Origin of the sequence: Burkholderia sp. Ac-20349, from assembly GCF_017104865.1 — a bacterium.
GTDB classification, from domain to species: domain Bacteria; phylum Pseudomonadota; class Gammaproteobacteria; order Burkholderiales; family Burkholderiaceae; genus Burkholderia; species Burkholderia aenigmatica.
Map to the genome: position 1 here is coordinate 1 of NZ_JAAGPM010000091.1, position 24,642 is coordinate 24,642.

Sequence of the window (24,642 nt, forward strand, 5' to 3'; positions counted from 1 at the left end):
AGTCGGGCATTCTTATGGGTGTTCATCCGGCTGGGTTCCTGGAAGGTTGGGTGTTTGGCGACTTCCAGTCTCCCAGACTCAGTCCGGATGAACCATCGATACAACCTATTGAAGCTTCACAGCTAGCCCGCCGCGGCATCCGGCCCCTGCCCGGCCAGCACCTCCCGCATCGCCCGCACGATCGCGTCGCGCTGCGCTTCGATCCGCTCGACCGGCCCGGCCACGCCCATGGCCAGCGGCAGGCCGTTCCAGCCGTCCGCGATCACCATCGAGATCATCGCGGCGCCCTGCGTGACCGTGTGCGCCGAATAGGAATAGCCGAACCGGCGCGTCTGTTCGACCTTGTCGAGCACGACATCTTCGTCGATCGTCCGGCCCGTCTTGCCGAGCCGGCGGATGCTGCGCGACACGAGCCGGCGGATCACGCTGTCCGGCTGGAGACTCAGCAGCGCCCAGCCGAGGCTCGACATGCAGATCTCGCGACGCGTGCCGATCGGCGCGTAGAACTGGATCGGAAGCGTATGCGCACCCTCGACCGCATCGATGTACTGCACGTACAGGTCGCTCTGCACCGCGATCACGACGGCCTCGCGCGTGCGGACCGCCAGCCGCTTTGCGACGGCATGCCAGTACCGTCGGCTGCCTGCGGTCGAATCGACGAGCGCTTCACCGAGATTGACGAGCCGCGCAGTGGGCGCATACGTATGGGTGGCATCGTCGTACGCGAGATAGCCGAGCGCCTTCATGCTGGTCAGCAACGCCGCCGCGCTCGACCCCGGATAGCCGCAGCGCGTCGAGATCTCCCGCACGCTCAGCGGCCGCTGCAATGTGCTGAACAGCTCCAGCACTTCAAACACGCGCGCCGCGCTCTTGACCACGTTTCCGCTCATCCCGCCGTCTCCTCACGCCACCGGGCGAGCCTTCCACGTATGTGGAACGGAATTTCCCGCCGCCAACCGTCGTGACGATACTAGGCTTCGGCCGGCGGCGTGAAGTCGCGCGGCACGGAACATTCGGAGACACCATGACAGCCTTTCTGATCCGTGAACGGCAGGGACCGATCCTGACCGTCACGATGAACCGTCCGGAAACACGCAACGCCATTTCGGACAACGATGCGATCGACGCACTGACCGAATGCTGCGACGACGCGAACCGCGACGAATCGATCCGCGTGCTGGTCCTGACCGGTGCCGGCACGACGTTCTCGTCGGGCGGCAACGTGAAGGCGATGCGTGCGTTCATGGAATCGGACCCGCACGACCTCGCCGCGATCCGGACACGCTATCGCCGCGGCATCCAGCGCATTGCGCACGCGTTCCAGCACCTCGAAGTGCCGGCCATCGCGGCGATCAACGGCCCGGCCATCGGCGCCGGCACCGATCTCGCGTGCATGTGCGACATCCGCATCGCCGCCGAACGCGCCCGCTTCGCCGAAAGCTTCATCGCCCTCGGCCTCGTGCCCGGTGACGGCGGCGCGTGGTTCCTGCCGCAGATCGTCGGCACCGCCGTCGCCGCGGAAATGTCGTTCACGGGCGATGCGCTGGACGCACAGGCGGCGCTGCGCTGCGGGCTCGTATCGCGTGTCGTTCCCGATGGCGACCTCCTTGCGCACGCGCTTGAACTGGCCGGCCGCATCGCCCGGCATTCGGGCACCGCGTTGCGCCTGACCAAGCGGCTGCTGCGCGAAGGCCGCCACGCGAGCCTCGACACGCTGCTCGACCTGTCGGCGTCGTACCAGGCGTTCGCGCACGCCACCCCCGAACACCGCGAAGCCGTGAACGCACTGTTCGCCGCGCGCGGTTGAATCCGCGCCGCATCGCATGCCGGCGTGCCGGCCCGCCGAATCCCACATCGAAGGAAACATCGTCATGACAAGCAGTACCGAAGGCGCACTCGCAGGCGTGCGTGTGGTCGACCTGAGCCGCGTCTACGCGGGGCCGTTCTGCGCGCAAACGCTCGCCGACCACGGCGCGGACGTCATCAAGATCGAACCGCCGCAAGGCGACGAAACGCGCGACTGGGGGCCCGCGATGCCGAGCGGCATCTCCAGCTACTACTGGGGGCTCAACCGCAACAAGCGCAATCTCGCGCTCGACCTGTCGCATCCGGACGGGCGCGACGTGCTGTTCCGCCTGCTCGACACGGCCGACGTGCTGATCGACAACTTCAAGCAGGGCACGCTCGAACGCTGGGGCATCGGTTACGAAGGGTGCCTGCGCGAGCGCTTCCCGCGCCTCGTCCACTGCTCGATCTCCGGATACGGCACCGACGGCCCGCTGGCGCGGTTTCCGGGCTACGACGCCGTCGCGCAGGGTCTCGCCGGCTTCATGTCGATCAACGGCGAACCGGGCGGCATGCCGCTCAAGGTGCCGTTCCCGGTCGTCGACTACGCGGCGGGCCTGAGTGCCGTGTCGAGCGTCCTGCTCGCGCTGGTCGAACGGACCCGCTCCGGTCTCGGCCAGCACGTCGACATCGACCTGTTCAGCACCGCGCTGTCGATGCTGCATCCGGTCAGCACGACCTGGATGGCGACCGGCGACGTGCCCGTCGCGACCGGCAACGTGTATGCGGCGATCGCGCCGTACGGCGTCTATCCGTGCAAGGACAAGCCGATCTCGACCGGCGCCGGCAACAACCGCACGTTCGCGCGGCTCGTCGAAACGCTCGGCGTGCCCGAGCTGGCGCGCGATCCACGGTTCACGACCAACGCGAAGCGCGTCGCGCATCGCGATGCGCTCGATACGCTGCTCGGCCAGCTGACTGGCGAACTGCATGCCGACGACATCGTCGAGCGGCTGCTGAATGCCGGCGTCGCGACGGGCCCGGTGAACACCGTCGCCGATGCGTTCGGCCATCCGCAAGCCGCGCACAACGCGATGTTCGTCAAGACCGACACGTACACCGGCGCGGGCGTCCCCGCCAAACTCTCCCGCACGCCCGGATCGATACGCCGGCCGCCCCAGCCGTTCGCCGCCGACACCGACGCCGTGCTCGACGCACTCGGCATCGACGCGGCGCGCCGGGACGCGCTGCGGCAAGCGGGTGTGCTCCACGACACGCGTGCAGACGCCACCGGGAGCGCGTCATGACCCCATCCGGCTCGTTCTCTTCGCTGACGGGCGACGACGCCCCGTCGATCCTGCGCAATGACGACAACGGCATCGCGTGGCTGACGATCCATCGTCCGCACGTCGCCAATGCGCTGTCCGCCGAAGCCATCCGGCGGCTGTGCGACGAACTCGTCACGCTCGACGACGACCCGTCGATCCGCGTCATCGTGATCCGCGGCGCGGGCGAACGCGCGTACTGCGCGGGCGTCGATCTCGGCGATCCCGAGATGCGCGGCATGCAGCCGATGCGCGGGCTCGCACGCAACGTGCACGAGCTGATCCTCGAGCTACGCAAGCCGACCATCGCGGCGATCAACGGCTACGCGATCGGCGGCGGCTTCGAGATCGCGCTCGCGTGCGACCTGCGGATCGCCGCCGACCACGCGACCTTCGCATTGCCCGAAGCGCGCGTCGGCATGGGCGCGAACTTCGCGAGCGTGCTGCTGCCGCGCTTGCTGCCGCGCGCGATCGCGATGGAGCTGCTGTTCACGGGCCGCCGCTTCGACGTGGACGAGGCGCAGCGCGCCGGGTTGCTGAACCGCGTCGTCCCCGGCGCCGCACTCGACGACACCGTGCGCGAACTCGCGCAGACGATCGCCGGGAACGCGCCGCTCACGATCCGCCGCATCAAGGAAACCGCGACCCGCAGCCAGGGGCTGCCGGTGGCCGCCGCGCTGCGGCTGGACGTCGGCCCCGACGTCTATGCGAGCGAAGACCGGATCGAGGGCGCCCGCGCGTTCCTCGAGAAGCGCAAGCCGGTATTCAAGGGGCGCTGAGCCCGACGCAACACGGCGGCATCACGCGCGCAACCGCTCCCAGAACGCGGGCGCGCGAAAAAAGACATGGAACGGAGACACCTTCATGCAACGGAAAGCATTCCTGGTCGGCGCGTGCGTGCTATGCGCCACATCGGCGCACGCGTCGTCGGTCACGCTGTACGGGATCGTCGACAGCTACGTCGAATTCGATCGCATCGGCAGCCTGTCGAGCGTGCGGCAAAGCGGCGGCGGCTCGTCGACGAGCCGGTTCGGGCTGACGGGCGTCGAGGATCTCGGCGGCGGCACGTCGACGAAGTTCGTGCTGGAAAGCGGCTTCTCGCCGGCCGACGGGTCGTTCCAGGGCGGCACGCTGTTCTACCGGCAGGCCTATGTCGCGCTGCAGAACACGCGCTACGGCGACCTCCGGCTCGGCCGGCAATACACGCCGTCGTTCTACATCGTCTATGACGGCGATCCGTTCGGGCTCAACGAACGACTGTCGCCGCTCGCGCTGCTCGCGACGTCGACGGACACGATCACCGCCAACACGACGCCGCCGATTCCGCGCTTCAACCAGGCGGCGTCGTACCTGAGCCCCGACTGGAACGGCCTGCGCGTGATGGCCACGTACGGCTTCCCGACGCCGAACGCGCTGTCCACGCAGGCCGGACGCAACTACGGCGCGGGGCTCCAGTACCGGATCGGCGGGCTCTACGTCGGCGCCGGCTTCCAGGGCGACACGTCGGCCGGCAACCTGTCGCCCGTCGTCTCCCCGTCGACGACTCGCCACTACGTGTTCGCCGCCAACTATGCATTCGCGCGCGTCAAGCTGTACGCCGCTTTTCTCTATGGCGTCAGCACGGCGCGCAACCTGCCTGCGTTCTCGACCGCGAGTGCCGGCGCGTCGATCAACGTCGGCGCGCTCGATCGCGTGCTCGTCTCGATCGTACGCCGCGACGTGAAAGGCTCGGCGAACGACGCGTCCGCGCTCGGCATCGGGTACGACCACCCGCTGTCGAAGCGGACGTCGCTCTACGCACGCTATCTCTACATGAAGAACGGCGGCGACGCCCGCAACACGGTCGTCGTCGGCCTGCAGCCGCAACCGGGCGGCACCGAGCAGGTGTTCGCGCTCGGCCTCGTTCACCGCTTCTGACGGAGTGCTCATGACCCCGACCCTTTCGACCCACCCGGCCGCCGCCGACGATGGCACGACGCCGGCGCTCTACCGCCGGATCTCGCGCCGGCTGCTGCCGTTCCTGATCCTCTGCTACACGCTGTCGTTCATCGACCGGATCAACATCGGCTTCGCGCACGCGCAGATGGCGGCCGAGCTGCACTTCTCCGACGCCGTCTACGGGCTCGGCGCGGGCATCTTCTTCATCGGCTACATGGCGTTCGAGATTCCGAGCAACGCGCTGCTTGCGCGGATCGGCGCGCGCAGGACGATCGCCCGGATCATGGTGCTGTGGGGGCTCGGCTCGGCCGCGACGATGTTCGTCACGACGCCCGCGCAGTTCTACGCGTGCCGCTTCCTGCTGGGTGTGTTCGAGGCCGGCTTCTTCCCCGGCATCCTGTTCTATCTCGGCGCATGGTATCCGCCGAAGCAGCGCGCGAAGGCGTTCGCGCTCTTCATGACCGCGCTGTACCTCGCGGGGATGATCGCCGGCCCCGCGTCGGGCGCGATCCTGTCGTACTTCGACGGCGCCGCGGGCCTGAGCGGCTGGCAATGGCTGTTCCTCGTGGAAGGACTGCCGAGCAGCGTGCTCGGCTTCGTCGCGCTGCGGTTTCTCGACGACCGGCCGGACGACGCACGCTGGCTGTCGGACGCCGACAAGGCCGCGCTGCACGCCGCGCACACGCAGGCCGAAGCCGGCACGCCGGCGGCGAACATGGCCCGCCCGCTGCTCGCGCACCGCGATTTCTGGCTGCTTTGCGCGGCCAATTTCGCGATCGCGGCCGCCGGCTATGCGCTGGTGTTCTGGATGCCCGTGATTCTTCATCGCGGCGGCCTGCATGGCGCGATGCAGATCGGGCTGCTGTCCGCGTTGCCCTACCTGTGCGGGATCGTCGGCATGCTCGGGATGGGCTGGCGCACCGAGCGCCGGCGCGAATGGCGCGGGCACGGCGCCTTCGCGATGATCGCGTGCGCGGCGGCGCTCGCCGGGTTGGCGCGCGTCACCGGCACGACCCACATGATGATCGCCCTCTGCGTCGCGGTCGCGACGCACGCCGCGACGTTACCGGCGTTCTGGGTGCTGCCGGGGCTCGCGCTGCCGAAGCGCTCGATGGCGGTCGCGATCGCGGCGATCACGATGTCCGGCGCGATCGGCGGGTTCGCAAGCCCGTTCCTGATGGGCGTGCTCAACACGGCCACCGGGTCGATGCGCGGCGGACTCTATTTCAACGCCGCGCTGCTCGCAGCCGGCGCCATCGCGTTGCTGCTCACGCTGCGCGTCCGCGCATCGTCTCGTCCGGACGCGCGCTGACCGCGTCGGTCTTTCCTCCCTCACTCTCATCGACTCTCATGAATTTCGAACTCGAACTCGACCACCGGATGATCCGGGACCTCGTCGCACGTTTCGTGAAAGACGAACTGATTCCACTCGAAGCCGCCGTGATGGCGCGCGAAGCCGACGGCCAGCGCTTCGGGCTGCTCGACGACGAGCGCGCGCACCTCGACGAGCGCTCGCGGCAGCTCGGCCTGTGGGGGCTCGACGCGCCGCTCGATGCAGGCGGCGCCGACCTGCCGGCCGTCGCGATGGTCGGCGTAAACGAAGCGATCGGCACGACCGTGACCCCGTACATCCTGCCGCCGGACTCGCCGAACCTGCGGATGCTGTGCGAAGTGGCCGACGACGCGCAGCGCGCGCGCTATCTCGATCCGTACGCACGCGGCGTCACGCGTGCCGCGATGGCGATCTCCGAGCCGGGCGCCGGCTCGGATCCGGGCGCGTTGTCGACGACGGCCGTGCGTGACGGCGACAGCTGGGTGCTGAACGGCCGCAAGATCTGGATCAGCCATGCGACCGAAGCCGACTGGACGATCGTGATGGCGCTCACCGATCGAAGCAAGGGCAAGCGCGGCGGCATGTCGGCGTTCATCGTCGACCGCGATACGCCGGGCTTCATCATCGAACGCCGGATCCCGATGATCGGCGGGCTGTCCACGTATGAAATCGTGCTGGAGCACTGCCGCATTCCCGCCGCGCAACTGCTGGGCCGGGAAGGCGCCGGTTTCGCGCCGATGCAGGCACGGCTCGCGAACCGGCGGCTGGAGATGGCCGCCTGGTGCATCGGCCGCGCCGAGCGCGCGGTCGCGATGCTGTGCGACCATGCGAAGCAGCGCACGACCTTCGGTGTGCCGCTCGCGGAACGCCAGGCTGTCCAGTGGTGGGTCGCCGACGCGCTCACGCAGATCCACGCGTGCCGCCTCATGACCTACGAAGCGGCCGCGCGCGTGGATGCCGGGCAGGACGCGCGCACGCAGATCTCGATGGTCAAGGTATTCGCGACCGAAATGGCATCGAGCGTCATCGATCATGCGATGCAGACGCTCGGCGCGATGGGCATGACGAAGGAAATGCCGCTACAGCAGATGGCCAGCGAAGCGCGGTTGATGCGCATCTTCGAGGGCCCGACCGAGGTACACCGTTGGGTCGTCGCGCGCAGCGTGCTGTGATCGCGCGGCCCACCGTCACGATGGAGCCATGCGTTGGACACCCTGCATCTCGTCGATCCTGAAATCCGCCCGCTGCTCGCGGTCTGGCCGACCGTCACGCTCAGCACCGACAACCTCGCGCAGTCGCGCGAACGCGTGCTGCCGCTGCCACCGCCCGACCTCGCCGGCAGTACGCTCGAACGCCGTGCGGTGCCCGGCCCTGCCGGCGCGCCGGACGTCCCGGTCCTCGTCTATCTGCCCGAGGCCGGCGCACGCCCGCTCCCGGCGATCGTCCACATGCACGGCGGCGGTTACGTGCGCGGCGCGGCAAAGGACCTCGAGGCGGTACACCGGTCGCTCGTGACGCAGCTCGGCTGCGCGCTGATCTCGATCGACTACCGCCTCGCGCCGGAAACCGTGTTTCCCGGCGCGATCGAGGACTGCTACGCGGCGCTCGCGTGGGTCTTCCGCCACGCCGATGCACTCGGCATCGATGCGGCGCGGATCGGCGTGGCAGGCGAAAGCGCAGGTGGCGGGCTCGCCGCCGCGCTGGCGCTGCTGGCACGCGACCGCGGCGAATACCGGCTCGCGTTCCAGCACCTGATCTATCCGATGCTCGACGATCGCACCTGCACGCGCACGCCGCATCCGCATGCCGGCGAGTTCGTCTGGCATGCGGCCAACAACCGGTTCGGCTGGAGCGCGTTGCTCGGTCATGCGCCGGGCCTCGACGGCGTGTCGCCGTACGCCGCCGCCGCACGCGCCACGCGGCTCGACGGCCTGCCGCCCGCGTTCCTGTCGGTCGGCTCGCTCGACCTGTTCCTCGACGAAAATCTCGACTACGCGCAGCGCCTGCTTCGCGCGGGCGTGCCGACCGAACTGCACGTGCTCCCCGGCGGCGTGCACGGTTTCGACATCGTGCCCGGTGCACGCGTGTCCGAAACGGCGCGCCGCCTCAGCCACGATGCACTGCGCCGGTTCCTGCACGGATGACAAAAACGACGCGGGCGGCCGAAGCCGCCCGCATCCGTACCGCTCAACCGGCTACGCTCAGAACGCGTCGCCCGGCACGCGCACCCAGCCTTCCATCAGCACGCGTGCGCTGCGGCTCATGATCGCCTTGGTGACGGTCCACTCGCCGTTTTCGAGCTGCGCCTCCGCGCCGACGCGCAGCGTGCCCGACGGATGCCCGAAGCGCACCGCGTTGCGTGCGCCGCCGCCTGCCGCCAGGTTGACGAGCGTGCCGGGGATCGCCGCGGCCGTGCCGATCGCGACCGCCGCCGTGCCCATCATCGCGTGGTGCAGCTTGCCCATCGACATCGCGCGCACCAGCAGGTCGACGTCGCCCGCATTCACGCGCTTGCCGCTCGATGCGACGTAATCGGCCGGCTTCGCGACGAACGCGATCTTCGGCGTGTGCTGCCGCGTCGCGATTTCGTCGAGCGTGTCGATCAGGCCCATGCGCAGCGCGCCGTGCGCACGAATCGTCTCGAACTTCTCGAGCGCCTTCGCATCGCCGTTGATCGCGTCCTGCAGTTCGGTACCCGTGTAGCCGATCGCTTCCGCTTCGACGAAGATCGTCGGGATCCCCGCGTTGATCATCGTCGCCTTCAGCGTACCGACGCCCGGCACCGCGAGATCGTCGACGAGGTTGCCGGTCGGGAACATCGACCCGCCCGCGCCTTCTTCCTCGGCAGCCGGATCCATGAATTCGAGCTGCACTTCGGCGGCCGGGAACGTGACGCCGTCCAGCTCGAAGTCGCCCGTTTCCTGCACCGCGCCGTTCGTCACCGGCACATGCGCGACGATCGTCTTGCCGATGTTCGCCTGCCAGATCCGCACGGTCGCGACGCCGTCGCGCGGCACGCGCGCCGGATCGACCAGCCCGCCGCTGATCGCGAACGGGCCGACCGCCGCCGACAGGTTGCCGCAGTTGCCGGTCCAGTCGACGAACGCCTTGTCGATCGACACCTGACCGAACAGGTAGTCGACGTCGTGGCCGGGCCGCGCGCTCTTCGACACGATCACCGTCTTGCTGGTGGACGACGTCGCGCCGCCCATCCCGTCGATCTGCTTGCCGTACGGATCGGGGCTGCCGATCACGCGCAGCAGCAGCGCGTCGCGCGCAGCGCCCGGCGCCTGCGCGGCGTCCGGCAGGTCCTGCAGCCGGAAGAACACGCCCTTGCTGGTGCCGCCGCGAATGTAGGTCGCGGGAATCCTGATTTGAGGAGTGTGAGCCATGTGTGCGTTATCCCAGTGTGACGCGATCAAGCCGCCTGCGACGATTCGAGGAAGTCCTGTGCGAAGCGCTGCAGCACGCCGCCCGCCTCGTAAATCGACACTTCCTCGGCCGTATCGAGCCGGCACGTCATCGGCACCTCGACGCGCTCGCCGTTCTTGCGGTGAATCACGAGCGTCAGGTCGGCGCGCGGCGTGCGCTCGCCGATCACGTCGAAGGTCTCGGTGCCGTCGATGCCGAGCGTCGTCCGGTTGGTGCCCGGCTTGAACTCGAGCGGCAGCACGCCCATCCCGATCAGGTTCGTGCGGTGGATCCGCTCGAAGCCTTCGGCAGCGATCGCCTCGACGCCCGCGAGCCGCACGCCCTTCGCGGCCCAGTCGCGCGACGAGCCCTGGCCGTAGTCGGCGCCGGCCACGACGATCAGCGGCTGCTTGCGATTCATGTACGTCTCGATCGCTTCCCACATCCGCATGACCTTGCCTTCCGGCTCGACGCGCGCGAGCGAGCCCTTCTTCACCGCGCCGTCGACGATCGCCATCTCGTTGATCAGCGTCGGGTTCGCGAAGGTCGCGCGCTGCGCGGTCAGGTGGTCTCCCCGGTGCGTCGCGTACGAGTTGAAGTCTTCTTCCGGCAGGCCCATCTTCGCCAGGTATTCGCCGGCCGCGCTGTCCAGCAGGATCGCATTCGACGGCGACAGGTGGTCGGTCGTGATGTTGTCGCCGAGCACCGCGAGCGGGCGCATGCCTTGCAGCGTGCGCTCGCCGGCCAGCGCGCCTTCCCAGTACGGCGGACGGCGGATGTACGTGCTCTGCGCACGCCAGTCGTACAGCGGCGCCGCGCGCTCGCCCGCATCGGCGCTACGCGCGAACATCGGCTCGTAGACCTTGCGGAACTGCTCGGGCTTCACGCTCGACGCGACGATCGCATCGATCTCCTCGTCGGTCGGCCAGATGTCCTTCAGCGTGACGGGCTGGCCGTTCTGGTCGTGGCCCAGCACGTCCTTCTCGATGTCGAAGCGGATCGTGCCGGCGATCGCATACGCAACGACCAGCGGCGGCGACGCGAGGAACGCCTGCTTCGCATACGGGTGGATGCGGCCGTCGAAGTTGCGGTTGCCGGACAGCACGGCCGTCGCGTACAGGTCGCGATCGACGATCTCCTGCTGGATCTTCGGGTCGAGCGCGCCCGACATCCCGTTGCAGGTCGTGCACGCGAACGCGACGATGCCGAAGCCGAGCTTCTCGAGTTCGGGCAGCAGGTTCGCTTCTTCCAGATACAGCTCGACCGCCTTCGAGCCGGGCGCGAGCGAGCTCTTCACCCACGGCTTGCGCGTGAGGCCGCGCGCATTCGCGTTGCGTGCGAGCAAGGCCGCTGCGATCACGTTGCGCGGGTTGCTGGTGTTCGTGCAGCTCGTGATCGCGGCGATGATCACCGCGCCGTCGGGCATCTCGCCCGCTTTCTCTTCCCACGCACCGGCAATGCCGCGCGCGGCGAGGTCGGACGTCGGCAGCCGCTTGTGCGGGTTCGACGGGCCGGCCATGTTGCGCACGACGCTCGACAGGTCGAACGTCAGCGTGCGCTCGTACTGCGCGTTGGCGAGTGTATCGGCCCACAGGCCCGCCGCCTTCGCGTAGGTCTCGACGAGCTTCACCTGCTCGTCGCTGCGGCCGGTGAGGCGCAGGTAATCGGTCGTCTGGCCGTCGATGAAGAACATCGCGGCCGTCGCGCCGTATTCGGGCGCCATGTTCGAGATCGTCGCGCGATCGCCGAGCGTGAGGCTCGCCGCGCCTTCGCCACGGAATTCCAGATACGCGCCGACCACCTTTTCCTTGCGCAGGAACTCGGTCAGGGCGAGCACGACGTCGGTCGCGGTGATGCCGGGCTGACGCTTGCCGGTCAGCTCGACGCCGACGATGTCGGGCAGGCGCATCCACGATGCGCGGCCGAGCATCACGTTCTCCGCTTCGAGGCCGCCGACGCCGATCGCGATCACGCCGAGCGCGTCGACGTGCGGCGTGTGGCTGTCGGTGCCGACGCAGGTGTCCGGATACGCGACGCCGTCTTGCGCCTGGATCACCGGCGACATCTTCTCGAGGTTGATCTGGTGCATGATGCCGTTGCCCGGCGGGATCACGTCGACGTTCTCGAACGCCTTCTTCGTCCACTCGATGAAGTGGAAGCGATCCTCGTTGCGGCGATCCTCGATCGCGCGGTTCTTCGCGAACGCGTCCGGATCGAAGCCGCCGCATTCGACGGCGAGCGAGTGGTCGACGATCAGCTGCACGGGCACGACCGGGTTGACCTTCGCCGGGTCGCCGCCGCCGTCGGCGATCGCATCGCGCAGGCCGGCGAGATCGACGAGCGCGGTCTGCCCGAGGATGTCGTGGCACACGACACGCGCCGGGAACCACGGGAAATCACGCTCGCGCTTGCGCTCGATGATCTGCTTCAGCGAATCGGCAAGGATCGCCGGATCGCAGCGGCGCACGAGGTTTTCGGCGAGCACGCGCGACGTGTACGGCAGCGTGTCGTAGGCACCGGGCGCGATCGCTTCGACCGCGGCGCGCGCGTCGAAATAGTCCAGCGACGTGCCGGGCAGGGGTTTGCGGTTGGCGGTATTCATGGTGTGGGGAACTCGGGTATGGCGTCCGGCGCACGCCGGCCCCCGTCACGCGGGAGGCCGGTGTGCACGGTGGGCGATCAGCGCTTCTCGATCGGCACGAACTGCAGGTCTTCCGGACCGGTGTAGTTCGCGCTCGGGCGGATGATCTTGTTGTCGATGCGTTGCTCGATGATGTGCGCGCTCCAGCCCGACGTGCGCGAGATCACGAACAGCGGCGTGAACATCGCGGTCGGCACGCCCATCATGTGATACGACACCGCGCTGAACCAGTCGAGGTTCGGGAACATCTTCTTCGCTTCCCACATCACCGATTCGAGGCGCTCGGCGATGTTGTACAGCTTCAGGTCGCCCGCTTCCTTCGACAGCTTGTGCGCGACGCCCTTGATCACCTTGTTGCGCGGATCGGAGATCGTGTAGACCGGGTGGCCGAAGCCGATCACGACTTCCTTGTTCTCGACGCGGCGGCGGATGTCGGCTTCGGCGTCGTCCGGCGAGCTGTAGCGGCTCTGGATCTCATACGCGACTTCGTTCGCGCCGCCATGCTTCGGCCCGCGCAGCGCGCCGATCGCGCCGGTGATCGCCGAGTAGATGTCCGAGCCCGTGCCCGCGATCACGCGGCCGGTGAACGTCGATGCGTTGAATTCGTGCTCTGCGTACAGGATCAGCGACGTGTGCATCGCCTCGACCCACGACTTCGACGGGGTCTTGCCGTGCAGCAGGTGCAGGAAGTGGCCGCCGATCGAGTCGTCGTCGGTTTCCGTCTCGATGCGCTTGCCGTTGTGCGAGAAGTGATACCAGTACAGCAGCATCGAGCCGAGCGATGCCATCAGGCGGTCGGCGATGTCGCGCGCGCCCGGCAGGTTGTGGTCGTCCTTCTCCGGCAGCACGGTGCCGAGCACCGACACGCCCGTGCGCATCACGTCCATCGGGTGCGCGGACGCCGGGATCTGCTCGAGCGCCGCCTTCAGCGCGCTCGGCAGGCCGCGCAGTGCGCGCAGCTTCGTCTTGTAGGCGGCCAGCTCGGTCAGGTTCGGCAGCGTGCCGTGAACGAGCAGGTGCGCGATTTCCTCGAATTCGCACGATTCGGCGACATCGAGAATGTCGTAGCCGCGATAGTGCAGGTCGTTGCCGGTCTTGCCGACCGTGCACAGCGCCGTGTTGCCGGCCGTCACGCCCGACAGCGCCACCGACTTCTTCGGCTTGAATGCGCCTGCGGCGGCCGGTGCTGCTGCGTCTTTCGTCTCGCTCATGTTTCTGCTCTCCAATGTGTATCGGGGGTATCAGCTGTCGGCCGGACTTGGCGCTTCAGCGCCTAGTGCGGCCCCATGCTTCGCGGTCGGCCGGACTTGGCGCTTCAGCGCCTAGTGCGGCCCCATGCTTCGCGGTCGGCCGGACTTGGCGCTTCAGCGCCTGGCCCGGCCCCATGCAAAACGCTCCGGAATCGAATCCCGGCGCGCGGGCACGTTACTTCTTGCCCTGCGCGAACAGCTCGTCGAGCTTGCGCTCGTATTCGTGATAACCGAGGAAGTCATACAGCTCGGCGCGCGTCTGCATCGTCGGCACGGCTGCCTTCTGCGTGCCGTCGCGGCGCAGCGTCTCGTAGAAGTTCAGCGCGGCCTTGTTCATCGCGCGATAGGCGCCGCAGCAGTACAGCGCGATGTCGACGTTCGCCTCGCGCAGCTCGTCGAGCGTGAACAGCGGCGTCGAGCCGAATTCGGTCAGGTTCGCGAGGATCGGCACCTTCACGGCTGCCTTGAAGCGGCGGTAGTCATCGAGCGACTTCATCGCTTCCGGGAAGATCATGTCCGCGCCGGCTTCGACGTAAGCCACTGCGCGCTCGATCGCCGAGTCGATCCCTTCGGCGGCAGCGGCGTCGGTGCGCGCCATGATCACGAACTGGTCGTCGGTACGCGCATCGACCGCGGCCTTGACGCGATCGACCATTTCTTCGACCGGTACGACTTCCTTTCCCGGACGGTGGCCGCAGCGCTTCTGGCCGACCTGGTCTTCCAGGTGCACGGCCGCGACGCCGGCCTTGATGAACGAGCGCACCGTGCGCGCGATGTTGAACGCGCCGCCCCAGCCGGTATCGATGTCGACCAGCAGCGGCAGGTCGGTCGCGTTGGTGATCCGGTTCGCGTCGATCAGCACGTCTTCCATCGTGCTGATGCCGAGGTCGGGGATCCCGAGCGAGTTCGCGGCGACGCCGCCACCCGACAGATACACGGCCTTGAAGCCGACGGCCTGTGCCATCTTGGCTGCGTACGCGGTGATCGCGCCGACCACCTGCAGCGGCTGCTCCGCCGCGACTGCCGCGCGGAATTTCGCGCCGGCGCTCTGAAGATGCGTATTGCTCATGAACGGCCTCCTGAAGGAACGACCATTAACAGCAAGGACCGGGCCAGCTCGCGCAACGTCGCTAACCCACTGATTCTTAAGCAACCGGCCCAGGCATCGCACTGCCTTGCGATTTCAATCCAGCAATTTCAAGTTTCAAAAATGAAATCGCGCGCGCATAATCGACCGTCATGGACCTCTCCTCGACCAAACCCGTCGGCCCGGCCGATCGCGCGGCGCGCCCGCGCATCTGGGCGATGGGCATCAGCCGCCTGCGCGACCTCTTTCGCGAGATCGCCGGCGAATTCGACGAACGCGCCGACGTGCGCATCGTCACGCGCGCCTATGAGGATGCGCTCAGCGCGATCGCCGAGGCCGGCACCGCGCGGCCCGACGTGATCGTCGCGGCCGGCTCGAACGGCGGCTTCCTGAAGACGCGTGCGCAGGTGCCGGTGGTGGTCGTGTCGCCGACCGGCTTCGACGTGATGCAGGCGCTCGCGCGCGCCCGGCGCGACGCGTCGCGGATCGCGCTCGTCAGCGCCGGGGAAACGCCGCCCGAAGTGCGCCGCTTCGTCGCCGCGTACGGCCTCGACGTGCAGTTTGCGTCATATCAGTCCGCGCAGGAAGCGGAAGCCTGCGTGCACGAGCTGCGCGACCGCGGCATCGAGACGATCGTCGGCCCCGGCCTCGTCACCGATCTCGCGGCCAGCGCCGGCATGGGCGCGGTGTTCCTGTATTCGCACGCATCGGTGCGCAAGGCCGTCGATACGGCGCTCGAAGTCGCGTATGCGACGCATGCCGAGGCATTCCGCCGCCAGCGGCTCGACAACCTGCTCCAGCACCTGCGCGACGGCGTGGTCGCACTCGACGCGCGCGGCCGCGTGGAGGCGATCAACGAACGGCTCGCGTCGGCGCTCGGGGTCGAACCCGCGGCGGCCGTCGGCCGCGCGCTCGTCGACCTGCGGCCCGAGCTGCGCACGCTGCGCGGCGAGGACGGCGACGCGCTCGCCACCGTGCGCGGCGTGCGCTATGTCGTGCATCGCGGGCCGCTCGTCGATCGCGGCGTCACGTCGGGCAGCGTGCTGACGTTCCAGGAATCGCGCGCGGTCGAACGGCTCGACCGCGCGCTGCGTTCGCAGCCCACCACGCAGCAGTTCGCGGCACGCTACGCGCTCGACGACGTGGTCGGCGCGTCGGCGCCGATGGCGCGCGTGCGCGATCTCGTGCGCCGGTACGCGAAATCCGACGCGACCGTGCTCGTGCTCGGCGAAAGCGGCACCGGCAAGGAGATGATCGCGCAAAGCCTGCACGCGCTGTCCGCGCGGCGCAGCTACCCGTTCGTCGCGGTCAACTGCGGCGCGTTTCCGGAAGCATTGCTCGAGAGCGAGCTGTTCGGCTACGAGGAAGGCGCGTTCACGGGCGCTCGGCGCGGCGGCAAGACCGGCCTGTTCGAAGCCGCCCACCGCGGCACGCTGTTTCTCGACGAGATCGGCGAAATGCCGCCGTCGCTGCAGAGCCGGCTGCTGCGCGTGCTGCAGGAGCGCGAGGTGATCCGCCTCGGCTCGACCGAGCCGATCCGCATCGACGTGCGCGTGATCGCCGCGACGCACCGCCCGCTGCTCGTCGCCGTCGAGGCCGGCACGTTCCGCGCGGATCTCTACTACCGGCTCAACATCCTGAACGTCGGCCTGCCGCCGCTGCGCGAGCGCGCAGCCGATATCCCGGCGCTCGCGGCCACGCTGCTCGTGCAGGCCGCACGACGCGAACCGCGCCTCGCCGAACGCCTGCGCGACGCCGCCGACGCCGCGCGCGTGCTCGGCACGACGCAGGCTGCGCTTGCGCGCTACCGATGGCCCGGCAACGTGCGCGAACTGCAGAACGTGATCGAGCGGATCGCGGTGGAGCTGGCCGAGGAAGTCGACGAAAGCGACCCGGCCGCCGCGTGCGGCGCGCTCGATCCCGGCGCGCTGCAGGCGATCGCACCCGAGCTGTTCACGCTGCCCGCCGACACGGCCGACGCCGACGATGCGCAGACGCTGCACGCGCGCCGCCGTCGCGCGGAAGCCGACGAGATCCGCGCGGTACTCGATGCATGCGGCGGCGACCGCGACCGCGCGTGCGCGATGCTCGGCATCAGCAAGACGACGCTGTGGCGGAAGTTGTCGGTGAAGTAGGTCGGGCGCTGCGCCGTGAACGAGCCGACCGTCAGCCGGCCTTGTGATAGTGGCGGTACGCCTTCGCGCGATTGCCGCACGACGACATCGAACACCAGCGGCGGCTGCCGTTCTTGCTGTCGTCGATGAACAACCACTGGCAGGCGTCGTTCGCGCAACGCTTGACCTTCGCGAGCCGCGCACCGCCGAGCAGGTCGATCGCCGACCACAGTACCGGGCTCAGCAGCCCGGCCAACGTCGCACGCCCCTCCCCGACCCGCCACGCATAGCCGCCATCGATGCGCGCCAGCGCGACGCGCGGCGCCGCTTCCGCCAGAAAACCGCCCAGCAGGGCAAGATCGTCGGCCTGCGGCTCGCGCTGCTCGGCCTGCGCATGGAAAAGCCGGTACAGCGCCTCGCGCAATGCGAGCGCGCGCGTCAGCATCGCCGGCCCACCCTCCTCTTCGCCGCGCGCCCGGCACGCTTCCGCCAGGCCGGCCGGCACGCCGGCCTGCTCGCGACACCACGCCAGCAGGTCGTCCATCGTGCCGAAGGTCTCCGTCGGCGGGTCGCTGCCACGCCAGTACAGCGTGTTTGCGAAATCGATGCTCAGGGTCTCGGGCGGCGCCGGAATCAGGCAGTCCATCGTGACGGAAGGTTGCGTATCGCTCATGCCCGGATCGTATCTAACCAGCATGCCGGTTGACAAGCCCGCAGGCGCTTCCTAACATAACCAGCATGGTAGTTATAAACAGGTTTGCTGCACTGACACCCGCCTCAGTTCAAGGAGCCACAGATGATCGATCGCCTTTCGTCCGGCGTTATCCACAACGACCGCGGCCGCGCGTTCTACGACCGCACACTCGGCGCACTGCGCTACAAGCGGCTGGCATGGTGGTTATAAGCAGGTTTGCTGCACTGACGTCCCTCTTCAGTCCAAGGAGCCACAGATGATCGATCACCTTTCGTTCGGCGTTGCACACATCGGCCGCAGCCGGACGTTCTACGACAGCACGCTTGGCGCGCTCGGCTACAAACGGCTATACAGCGACGACGGCTCCATCGGGTACGGCACGACCGAACCGGAGCTGTGGTTGCAGCACGCGGCTCGCCCCATCGCCGCCGATCCCGACTCGGGGCTGCACCTGTCGTTCAAGGCCGCGTCGCCGGTCGAAGTCGACGCGTTCTACCGTGCCGCGCTCGAGCACGGCGGCCAGGACAACGGCGGGCCGGGCAAGCGCGAACACTACGGCCCCGGCTACTACGCGGCGTTCGTCGTCGATCCCGACGGGTATCGGCTGGAAGCGCACTGCGAACTCGACAACGTCGTCTGATCCGGCCCGCGTACCAACGCCAAGGGCCCGATTCCGCGCCATGCGGAATCGGGCCCTTGCCTTTGAACCGTCGGTATCCGGCGGTCGTTCAACGGGATCGCCGGATGCGCGGTTATCGCGCGTCGCGCGTGTGCTGCAGTTGCTCGCCGAGTCCTTCGACACCGAGCCGCACCATCTGGCCGGCCTTGAGGAATACCGGCGACGGCTTGATGCCCATGCCGACGCCCGGCGGCGTGCCGGTCGTGATCACGTCGCCCGGCTGCAGCGTCATGCAGCGCGACAGATAGGCGATCAGCTGCGCGACGGTGAACACCATCGTGCGCGTGTTGCCGTTCTGATAGCGGTGGCCGTCGATTTCGAGCCACAGGTCGAGACGCTGCGGATCGGGCACCTCGTCGCGCGTGACGAGCCACGGGCCGATCGGGCCGAACGTGTCGAAACCCTTGCCCTTGTCCCACTGGCCGCCGCGCTCGATCTGCCATTCACGCTCGGACACGTCGTTGACGACGCAGTAGCCCGCGACGTAATCGAGCGCGCGCGCTTCGTCGACGTCCTTGCAGGCCGCGCCGATCACGACGCCCAGCTCGACTTCCCAGTCGGTCTTGACCGACCCTTTCGGGATGTCGATCCCGTCGTTCGGGCCGCAGATCGAGCTCGTCCACTTGCCGAACACGACCGGCTCCTTCGGCACCGGCATGCCGGCTTCGGCCGCGTGATCGGCATAGTTCAGGCCGATGCCGATGAACTTGCCGACATGCCCGACGCACGCGCCGATGCGCGGCTCGCCTGACACCAGCGGCAGCGTGGCCGGATCGATCGCGCGCAGCCGCGCGAGACCCGCGTCGGACAGCACATCGCCGGACAGGTCCGGCACATGTGCGGACAGGTCGCGAATCCGGCCGTCCGCGTCGAGAATACCGGGCTTTTCCTGGCCGGACGGGCCATAGCGAAGCAGTTTCATCGTGCTCAACCTCTGTTGTCGAATGGGACAGGATACCGGCTGACTCGGCCTTTAGTGGCCGCGCGCCGGACTGATTGTCGATCGTCGATTGCGCGCGTCGGCGCCGCATCCGGCATGCCATCGACGCGCGAGGGTCGCGCGGGCGCAGCGATCGTGGCGCCGTACGGAAGTACGGCGCGCATCGAACGGGCGGCCGCCGGTCTGCGCATCGGCGACGACGGCCCGGCACCCGCGACATGGTCCGGCCCGTAGCGGCCGGCTTCACGCGCGGCCGCACCGTCGCTGGCCCGCCAGCCTTTGTACCATCGGCCGCGCGCCGTGAAATGACCCGCGACGGATACCGACTATTGGTGCGCCCGCCGACGCTGCGGCGCAGCATCGGGGGCGGCGCGGCCCCTCGATTGCCTTTCAAACGCCTTGAACCGGTGCCACCTGTCATGAATACCGGGTATTCGGGGCTTCCCTGTCATCCTGAAAGGGAATCGATCCGTTCTTGTCCGGTAACGATCGGTAAAAAGACGCTGCATTGCACACTAAATGTTTGTTGTTAAGCTCAAACGGATGGCGTTCGTCGCCACACGCGGGCTCGACACAAGCGTGTTGCAGAATCGGTCAGCGTGCGTCGCCAATCGATCGAAAGTCACCCCCAACTCCACACCGACAATGCAAACAACCAACGACCTGATTCCCGGCTGCGACGCTCGGGAATCGATGGGCGCAATCGACCGCTATCGCGCACCCGCGCTCGACAAGGGTCTCGATATTCTCGAACTCCTGTCGGAGCAGAAAGAAGGCCTTACCCGCACCGAAATCACGAAGGAACTCGGCCGCAACGCGAGCGAGATCTACCGGATGCTCGAACGCCTCGTCGCACGCCGCTACGTAATGCGCTCGACCGGCGGCGACCGCTACACGCTCAGCCTCAAGCTGTTCTCGCTCGCGCATCGGCATCCGCCGATGAGCCGGCTGATCGCCGAAGCCTTGCCGCCGATGCAGCGCTTCGCCGACGCCTCCGAACAATCGTGTCACCTGTCCGTCTACGACCGCGGCAACCTGCTCGTGATCGCGCAGGTCGACGGCCCCGGCTCGTGGGGCGTGTCGGTCCGGCTCGGCTCGCGCGTCGGGCTCGCCGATACGGCATCGGGGCGCGTGATGCTGTCGTTCCAGGGCGCCGAGCATCGCGCGCACATGCTCGCCGAGCACCGCAAGGTCAAAGGCGAAGCGCCGCTGAACGAGCAGGAACTCGCGTATGCGTGCCAGTCCATCCGGCAGACCGGCTACCTGCGCCAGGACAGCCGCCAGGCCTACGGCGTGACCGACCTGACCGCGCCGATCCTCGGGCCGTCCGGCCATGCGATCGCGGTGCTGACGTGCCCGTACATGCGCCGGATCGATGCGCACATGGCGCCGTCCGTCGACACGGTCGTCGAAGGGTTGCGCGACACGGCCGCCCTTCTGTCGATGTGCCGCGACGAGACCTGCTGACGCGCAGGCTCGGCGGAGCGCACCGGGTACGGCGCCATTGCGCCGGCCCCGGTCGCCCACAACATCTCTGCGGAGCGCGACGCACGGTGCCATATCGTGCGCCTACGGCGCTACGCTAAAATAGCGGCCCTCTCAAAAACTACGGCGGCCGGTTGTCGCGGCCGTCGTGTCCGATGGATGTCATGGCCAAACTTCTGAACGATCAAGAATTCCAGCGTTTCTCCGAACTTCAGCAGAAGCAGGCAAGCTTCACGATCACGCCCGAAGAGGCGGACGAGCTGCGCGATATCGTCGCGCGCGCACAGAAGAAGCGCGACGATCGTGCCACCGCAATGCAGGCGATCGAGAACTACATCGAGCAGTTCGACATCACGCCCGACGAACTCTTCTCGCCCGAGCAGATCGGCGACGCGGCCCGCACCTACGGGCTCATCACGGCGACCAAGAAGGAACGCACGCTGCCGCCGTCGATCACGTTCAACGGCAAGCCGTACCAGTGGACCAAGACGCTTCCGGACGACGTGCGCGGCGCGCTGTTCGAAGCGTTCACGTCCGGCGAATCGGTCAAGCGCTTCATCGCAATGCCCAAGGACACCGCGCGCTGTGCACTGACGATCGCCCGCCTCGAGCGCGAAACCGGCGCCGTCTATGCCGATCCGCACCTCGAGGAACTCGCGATTTCGCGCGATCAGGTGAACGACGCGGCGACGAAACTCGCTGCCTGAAGGTAGCCGCGGGCACGGTTCATGCGTGCCCGCCCCTTGCGTGACGCCGGCCTTGGCCGGCGCTGCGCCTGTGGGAGGCGTGCATCCGGGCGCTCCCGAAAAGTCTCACCTTGGCATCCCGCAGGCACTCACCTGTGCCTCCCGAAAAAGCTCACCAAGGCTCCTGGAAACCCTCACCCAAGCCTCCCGGATGTCCTCACCGACACTTCCCGTAGACCCTCACCGATACGCCCCGGAAAGGCTCACCGACGCCTCCCGCAGAGGCTCACCGGCCACTCCCGTAGAGACTCACCAGCCACTCCCGTAGAGACTCACCGGCTGCTCCCGGGAAGGCTCACCAAGCGCTCCCGTATCGACTCACCTCCACCCTCCCGAAGAAGCTCACCCGAGGATCCCGAAAAGTCTCACCTATTGGGAGAATTCAAATTTTCGAGGCTGACATGCGGCGGTCAATGCGTGTGAACACCTTGCAGAAAACAGTGGCGCGGGATGGATATCGCGGCAAGCGGCACGCGTCTCGCAGCGCCATATGAGCGTCGGTATTACCGTTGCGAACAGGCGCCGACACGTTCGTGGTTGCTCCGCTCGCGAGACACGTTCAAATGCTCTGCATTCCCGACCGTTAATATCCGCAACATGCCGGGAGGCCAGAGACGTCCAGGACATGCAATGTCTCCGCGCGTCGGATCGCCGGCAGACGCTACGGCTGCAGCTTCATCCTGAAGCCCACGACGCCGGGCTCCTCTGTCGTCGACACAGCAAAACCGCACGACTTCGCAAGCGAGATCATCGCCGAGTTCTCGCGCAGCGCCTCGCCGATCATCCATGCGGTTCCGCGCGAGCGCGCATAGTCGATGATCCGGGCCATCATCAGCCGGCCAAGGCCCTTGCCCTTCTGATCGGGTCGTACCGCGATCGCGAACTCCGCCGTCTCGTTGTCCGGATCCGCAACCGCGCGCGCGACCGCAAGCGTGTGATCCCGCCCGGACACATCGGTGAACGACACGATGAAGGCCATCTCACGGTCGTAATCGATCTGTGTCATGCGCGCCACCTGCGAATGATCGAAGCTGCGCACCGCGCCGAAGAAACGCATCCGCAGATCGTCCGGCGTCATCGCGCCGAGCAGTTCATTGTGCGCAGCCTCGTCTTCCGGACGGATCGGGCGGATCGTCACAGTCTCGCCGCGCCACTCGAGCGTCTGTTCGAGGTGGCGCGGATACGGCATGATCGCGAGCCGGCTGCGCCCCGCGGCCAGCGTGACGCGCGGCGCAATCACGTGCGCGCGGTCGGACCGCACGCGCAATGTGACCGACATCGCAACGACTTCGCGCACGTCGCAGACGACCTGCGACAGCGCCGTCAACGCATCGAGTGTCGGCTCGATGGGTGTACTGCGCGCATACGGCGAGCGCTCCATCACCGCACGAGCGAGCACGGTGTTCAGCGGCGGCAGGCCATAGACGACGAACGGCGCCGATACGCCGTCCGCAGGCGGCACGGCATAGCGAAACACCGGGCCGAAGTTCGAATCGTCGTACATGTCGACCGTGACATCGACGACTTTCGTGCCGGCCGGCTCGACGGCCGGCTCACCCTGCAGACCGAAATGCGACAGCCAGCGCAGCGCGGCTTCGCCGGTCAGCTCATGCTGGCCCGCTTCGACCATCCGGCGCGCCTCGGCCTGTGCGGATGCCACGCACTCGGCCGGCTGCGGCAGCGTGCCCTCGGGCGTTTGCATCAGCAGTTGCCGCCCGAGGCTGTAGTCGACGAGACGCGCATACGCGCGTGCGAGCCGCTGCGGCGTGGTGTGCACGGGAATGCCGTTCGCGTGCAGTGCATCGCGCGTCGCGGCATCGACCGCGCCGAAGAAACACGCGAGGATGCCGCGATGCGCATGCTGCCGCGCTTCGATCAGCGTGTGCGCAACCGCATCGGCCGGTGCGCTGTGGGAGGTCGAATGGACGACGAACAGCGTGCCTGTTTGCGGGAACGGCGCGAGCGCCTTGATCGCCGCCGCAAAATGCTCGGGGCGCGCATCGTCGCCCAGTGTCAGCGGATTGCCGGGCGACGCGAGATGCGGCAGCGCAGCCGACACGGCCGACGTGGCCGCGGGTGACCAGTCGGCCAGCACGTCGCGCACCTCGGCCACCGCATCAACCGCGAGTTTCGCGACGCCCGCATCGCTCGTCACCAGCGTGGCCGCGCCGCGCGCGGTGACGCGGCCGACGCCAAGCGTCTCGATCTCGTCGAGCAGATCGTCGAGCGCATCGACACGCACCATCCCCGCGCGCTGGAACGCCGCCGTATAGAGCGCGTCGCCGGGATCCGCGCGGCCGGTGCGCAATGCGAGCACCGGCTTGTTGCGCGCGGCCGCGCGCGCGGCCGACATGAACTTGCGCGCGGCGCGCACGGTATCGAGTTCGAGCAGGATCGCACGCGTGCCGGGATCGCTCGCGAGATAGTCGAGCACGTCGCCCGCATCGACGTCGGACTCGCCGCCGAGCGCGACGACATGCGAAAAGCCGAGGCCCCGCGCGTCGGCCCAGCCGAGCACCGCGTTCGTCAGCGCATTCGATTGCGACACCCACGCGACGCCGCCCGATCGCACCGTATAGGCCGGGGCACCGAAATGCGCATGCCGCGCAGGCGACAGCACGCCGAGGCTGCCCGGCCCGACGATACGAAGCACGAACGGCTTCGCCGCCTTCAGCGTGCGATCGAGCGCGGCGCGATCGGCGTCCGTGCGCGCCTCGCCGACGATCACCGCGACGCGCGTGCCGAGCTCGCCGAGCTTGCGCACGATGCCGGCCCAGGTCGCGGGCGGCGTACAGATCACGGCAACCGACGGCGGCGCGGGCAACCGGTCGACATCGGACACGACCGCATGCCCGTGCAGGTCACGATACTTCGGATTGACGGGCCACACGGGCCCCTGGAATGCACCGTCGAGCACGCGCGACCACACCATCGCGCCGATACTGCCCACGCGCGACGACGCGCCGACGACCGCAACGGACTTGGGCTGGAACAACGCATCGAGATGGCGAACGGTCACATCGGCTCCCTGCGGTAACGAAAGACGACCCGATCGGCATGCGGCACGCACCGCGCCATACGCCGATCGACGCGAACCCCAAGCATAGGCGAAGCGCATGCGGCTGCCTATATGCCGAACGGCCGACTATTCGACACGCATCAACGCTCGCACCATGAGCCTGCAACACGAGCACGGCCCGCCGTCGCCGCGCAC

The 24,642-nt window shown here is 68.1% G+C and carries 19 protein-coding genes and 1 pseudogene; 12 read left to right on the top strand and 8 right to left on the bottom strand.

Translation table 11 applies throughout. The features are described from left to right. Window positions 1-122 precede the first annotated feature (122 nt). Complete coding sequence (locus G3N61_RS25715; protein WP_043181141.1) at window positions 123-890, bottom strand: helix-turn-helix domain-containing protein; 768 nt, start codon at window positions 888-890, stop codon at window positions 123-125. A gap of 134 nt (window positions 891-1,024) precedes the next feature. On the opposite strand from G3N61_RS25715, the gene G3N61_RS25720 reads away from it, so the two are divergent. The 7 genes from G3N61_RS25720 (at window position 1,025) to G3N61_RS25750 (ending at window position 8,525) form a co-directional block, all read left to right on the top strand. Then, on the top strand, window positions 1,025-1,807 hold the full coding sequence (locus tag G3N61_RS25720) for a crotonase/enoyl-CoA hydratase family protein (protein WP_089451645.1): 783 nt from the start codon (window positions 1,025-1,027) through the stop codon (window positions 1,805-1,807). 64 nt (window positions 1,808-1,871) lie between these two features. Next, window positions 1,872-3,092 (top strand): CoA transferase, encoded by a 1,221-nt coding sequence (locus G3N61_RS25725; protein ID WP_089451644.1) that lies wholly within the window; start codon window positions 1,872-1,874, stop codon window positions 3,090-3,092. Next, a complete protein-coding gene (locus G3N61_RS25730; RefSeq protein WP_205823904.1) occupies window positions 3,089-3,889 on the top strand; it encodes an enoyl-CoA hydratase-related protein in 801 nt (266 codons plus the stop codon). The genes G3N61_RS25725 and G3N61_RS25730 overlap by 4 nt, the downstream gene beginning before the upstream one ends. An 85-nt stretch (window positions 3,890-3,974) precedes the next feature. Continuing rightward, window positions 3,975-5,027, top strand: a complete 1,053-nt coding sequence (locus G3N61_RS25735; RefSeq protein WP_205823905.1) for a porin — start codon at window positions 3,975-3,977, stop codon at window positions 5,025-5,027. Window positions 5,028-5,037: 10 nt separating this feature from the next. Further along, window positions 5,038-6,360 carry an MFS transporter gene (locus G3N61_RS25740; protein WP_205823906.1) on the top strand — a complete coding sequence of 441 codons (1,323 nt, stop codon included), beginning with the start codon at window positions 5,038-5,040 and terminating at the stop codon, window positions 6,358-6,360. Window positions 6,361-6,398: 38 nt separating this feature from the next. Continuing rightward, window positions 6,399-7,553 (top strand): acyl-CoA dehydrogenase, encoded by a 1,155-nt coding sequence (locus G3N61_RS25745; protein WP_205823907.1) that lies wholly within the window; start codon window positions 6,399-6,401, stop codon window positions 7,551-7,553. Window positions 7,554-7,586: 33 nt separating this feature from the next. Beyond that, on the top strand, window positions 7,587-8,525 hold the full coding sequence (locus G3N61_RS25750; RefSeq protein ID WP_205823908.1) for an alpha/beta hydrolase: 939 nt from the start codon (window positions 7,587-7,589) through the stop codon (window positions 8,523-8,525). A gap of 57 nt (window positions 8,526-8,582) precedes the next feature. Here the strand turns inward: G3N61_RS25750 and prpF are convergent, their stop codons facing one another. The 4 genes from prpF to prpB form a co-directional block, all read right to left on the bottom strand. Then, window positions 8,583-9,773 (bottom strand): 2-methylaconitate cis-trans isomerase PrpF, encoded by a 1,191-nt coding sequence (gene prpF / locus G3N61_RS25755; protein ID WP_089451639.1) that lies wholly within the window; start codon window positions 9,771-9,773, stop codon window positions 8,583-8,585. Window positions 9,774-9,799: 26 nt separating this feature from the next. After that, entirely contained in the window at window positions 9,800-12,394 is a 2,595-nt protein-coding gene (gene acnD / locus G3N61_RS25760) for a Fe/S-dependent 2-methylisocitrate dehydratase AcnD (RefSeq protein WP_043181155.1), read from the bottom strand. Window positions 12,395-12,471: 77 nt separating this feature from the next. Further along, window positions 12,472-13,644: a 2-methylcitrate synthase gene (gene prpC, locus G3N61_RS25765; protein ID WP_043181158.1), complete on the bottom strand. Its 1,173-nt coding sequence runs from the start codon at window positions 13,642-13,644 to the stop codon at window positions 12,472-12,474. A gap of 214 nt (window positions 13,645-13,858) precedes the next feature. Then, on the bottom strand, window positions 13,859-14,752 hold the full coding sequence (prpB, locus tag G3N61_RS25770; RefSeq protein WP_011353756.1) for a methylisocitrate lyase: 894 nt from the start codon (window positions 14,750-14,752) through the stop codon (window positions 13,859-13,861). A 170-nt stretch (window positions 14,753-14,922) separates the two neighbouring features. Here prpB and prpR point away from each other — a divergent pair, with 170 nt between their 5' ends. Beyond that, window positions 14,923-16,905, top strand: coding sequence for a propionate catabolism operon regulatory protein PrpR (gene prpR / locus G3N61_RS25775; protein ID WP_205823909.1), 1,983 nt, complete (start codon window positions 14,923-14,925; stop codon window positions 16,903-16,905). Window positions 16,906-16,936: 31 nt separating this feature from the next. Here the strand turns inward: prpR and G3N61_RS25780 are convergent, their stop codons facing one another. After that, window positions 16,937-17,557 (bottom strand): ABATE domain-containing protein, encoded by a 621-nt coding sequence (locus G3N61_RS25780; RefSeq protein WP_241017909.1) that lies wholly within the window; start codon window positions 17,555-17,557, stop codon window positions 16,937-16,939. 123 nt (window positions 17,558-17,680) lie between these two features. Here G3N61_RS25780 and G3N61_RS40315 point away from each other — a divergent pair. After that, window positions 17,681-17,773 (top strand): annotated as a pseudogene (locus G3N61_RS40315) (VOC family protein); the annotation flags it as partial. 61 nt (window positions 17,774-17,834) lie between these two features. Continuing rightward, complete coding sequence (locus tag G3N61_RS25790) at window positions 17,835-18,218, top strand: VOC family protein (protein WP_043181166.1); 384 nt, start codon at window positions 17,835-17,837, stop codon at window positions 18,216-18,218. Window positions 18,219-18,330: 112 nt separating this feature from the next. Here G3N61_RS25790 and G3N61_RS25795 read toward each other — a convergent pair whose 3' ends face one another. Beyond that, window positions 18,331-19,179 carry an ureidoglycolate lyase gene (locus G3N61_RS25795; protein ID WP_205823910.1) on the bottom strand — a complete coding sequence of 283 codons (849 nt, stop codon included), beginning with the start codon at window positions 19,177-19,179 and terminating at the stop codon, window positions 18,331-18,333. Window positions 19,180-19,842: 663 nt separating this feature from the next. Here G3N61_RS25795 and G3N61_RS25800 point away from each other — a divergent pair. Both G3N61_RS25800 and G3N61_RS25805 read left to right on the top strand, forming a co-directional pair. Further along, entirely contained in the window at window positions 19,843-20,664 is an 822-nt protein-coding gene (locus tag G3N61_RS25800; RefSeq protein WP_043181176.1) for an IclR family transcriptional regulator, read from the top strand. A gap of 173 nt (window positions 20,665-20,837) precedes the next feature. Next, window positions 20,838-21,389, top strand: coding sequence for a hypothetical protein (locus G3N61_RS25805; RefSeq protein WP_043181178.1), 552 nt, complete (start codon window positions 20,838-20,840; stop codon window positions 21,387-21,389). Between the two features lie 700 nt (window positions 21,390-22,089). Here the strand turns inward: G3N61_RS25805 and G3N61_RS25810 are convergent. Next, window positions 22,090-24,447 carry a GNAT family N-acetyltransferase gene (locus G3N61_RS25810; protein WP_043181181.1) on the bottom strand — a complete coding sequence of 786 codons (2,358 nt, stop codon included), beginning with the start codon at window positions 24,445-24,447 and terminating at the stop codon, window positions 22,090-22,092. Between the last annotated feature and the right edge of the window lie 195 nt (window positions 24,448-24,642).

Coding starts and splice junctions, on each gene's coding strand:
- G3N61_RS25715 (WP_043181141.1), bottom strand. CDS start 890: ATGAGCGGAAACGTGGTCAAGAGCGCGGCGCGCGTGTTTGAAGTGCTG.
- G3N61_RS25720 (WP_089451645.1), top strand. CDS start 1,025: ATGACAGCCTTTCTGATCCGTGAACGGCAGGGACCGATCCTGACCGTC.
- G3N61_RS25725 (WP_089451644.1), top strand. CDS start 1,872: ATGACAAGCAGTACCGAAGGCGCACTCGCAGGCGTGCGTGTGGTCGAC.
- G3N61_RS25730 (WP_205823904.1), top strand. CDS start 3,089: ATGACCCCATCCGGCTCGTTCTCTTCGCTGACGGGCGACGACGCCCCG.
- G3N61_RS25735 (WP_205823905.1), top strand. CDS start 3,975: ATGCAACGGAAAGCATTCCTGGTCGGCGCGTGCGTGCTATGCGCCACA.
- G3N61_RS25740 (WP_205823906.1), top strand. CDS start 5,038: ATGACCCCGACCCTTTCGACCCACCCGGCCGCCGCCGACGATGGCACG.
- G3N61_RS25745 (WP_205823907.1), top strand. CDS start 6,399: ATGAATTTCGAACTCGAACTCGACCACCGGATGATCCGGGACCTCGTC.
- prpF (WP_089451639.1), bottom strand. CDS start 9,773: ATGGCTCACACTCCTCAAATCAGGATTCCCGCGACCTACATTCGCGGC.
- acnD (WP_043181155.1), bottom strand. CDS start 12,394: ATGAATACCGCCAACCGCAAACCCCTGCCCGGCACGTCGCTGGACTAT.
- prpC (WP_043181158.1), bottom strand. CDS start 13,644: ATGAGCGAGACGAAAGACGCAGCAGCACCGGCCGCCGCAGGCGCATTC.
- prpB (WP_011353756.1), bottom strand. CDS start 14,752: ATGAGCAATACGCATCTTCAGAGCGCCGGCGCGAAATTCCGCGCGGCA.
- prpR (WP_205823909.1), top strand. CDS start 14,923: ATGGACCTCTCCTCGACCAAACCCGTCGGCCCGGCCGATCGCGCGGCG.
- G3N61_RS25780 (WP_241017909.1), bottom strand. CDS start 17,557: ATGAGCGATACGCAACCTTCCGTCACGATGGACTGCCTGATTCCGGCG.
- G3N61_RS25790 (WP_043181166.1), top strand. CDS start 17,835: ATGATCGATCACCTTTCGTTCGGCGTTGCACACATCGGCCGCAGCCGG.
- G3N61_RS25795 (WP_205823910.1), bottom strand. CDS start 19,179: ATGAAACTGCTTCGCTATGGCCCGTCCGGCCAGGAAAAGCCCGGTATT.
- G3N61_RS25800 (WP_043181176.1), top strand. CDS start 19,843: ATGCAAACAACCAACGACCTGATTCCCGGCTGCGACGCTCGGGAATCG.
- G3N61_RS25805 (WP_043181178.1), top strand. CDS start 20,838: ATGGATGTCATGGCCAAACTTCTGAACGATCAAGAATTCCAGCGTTTC.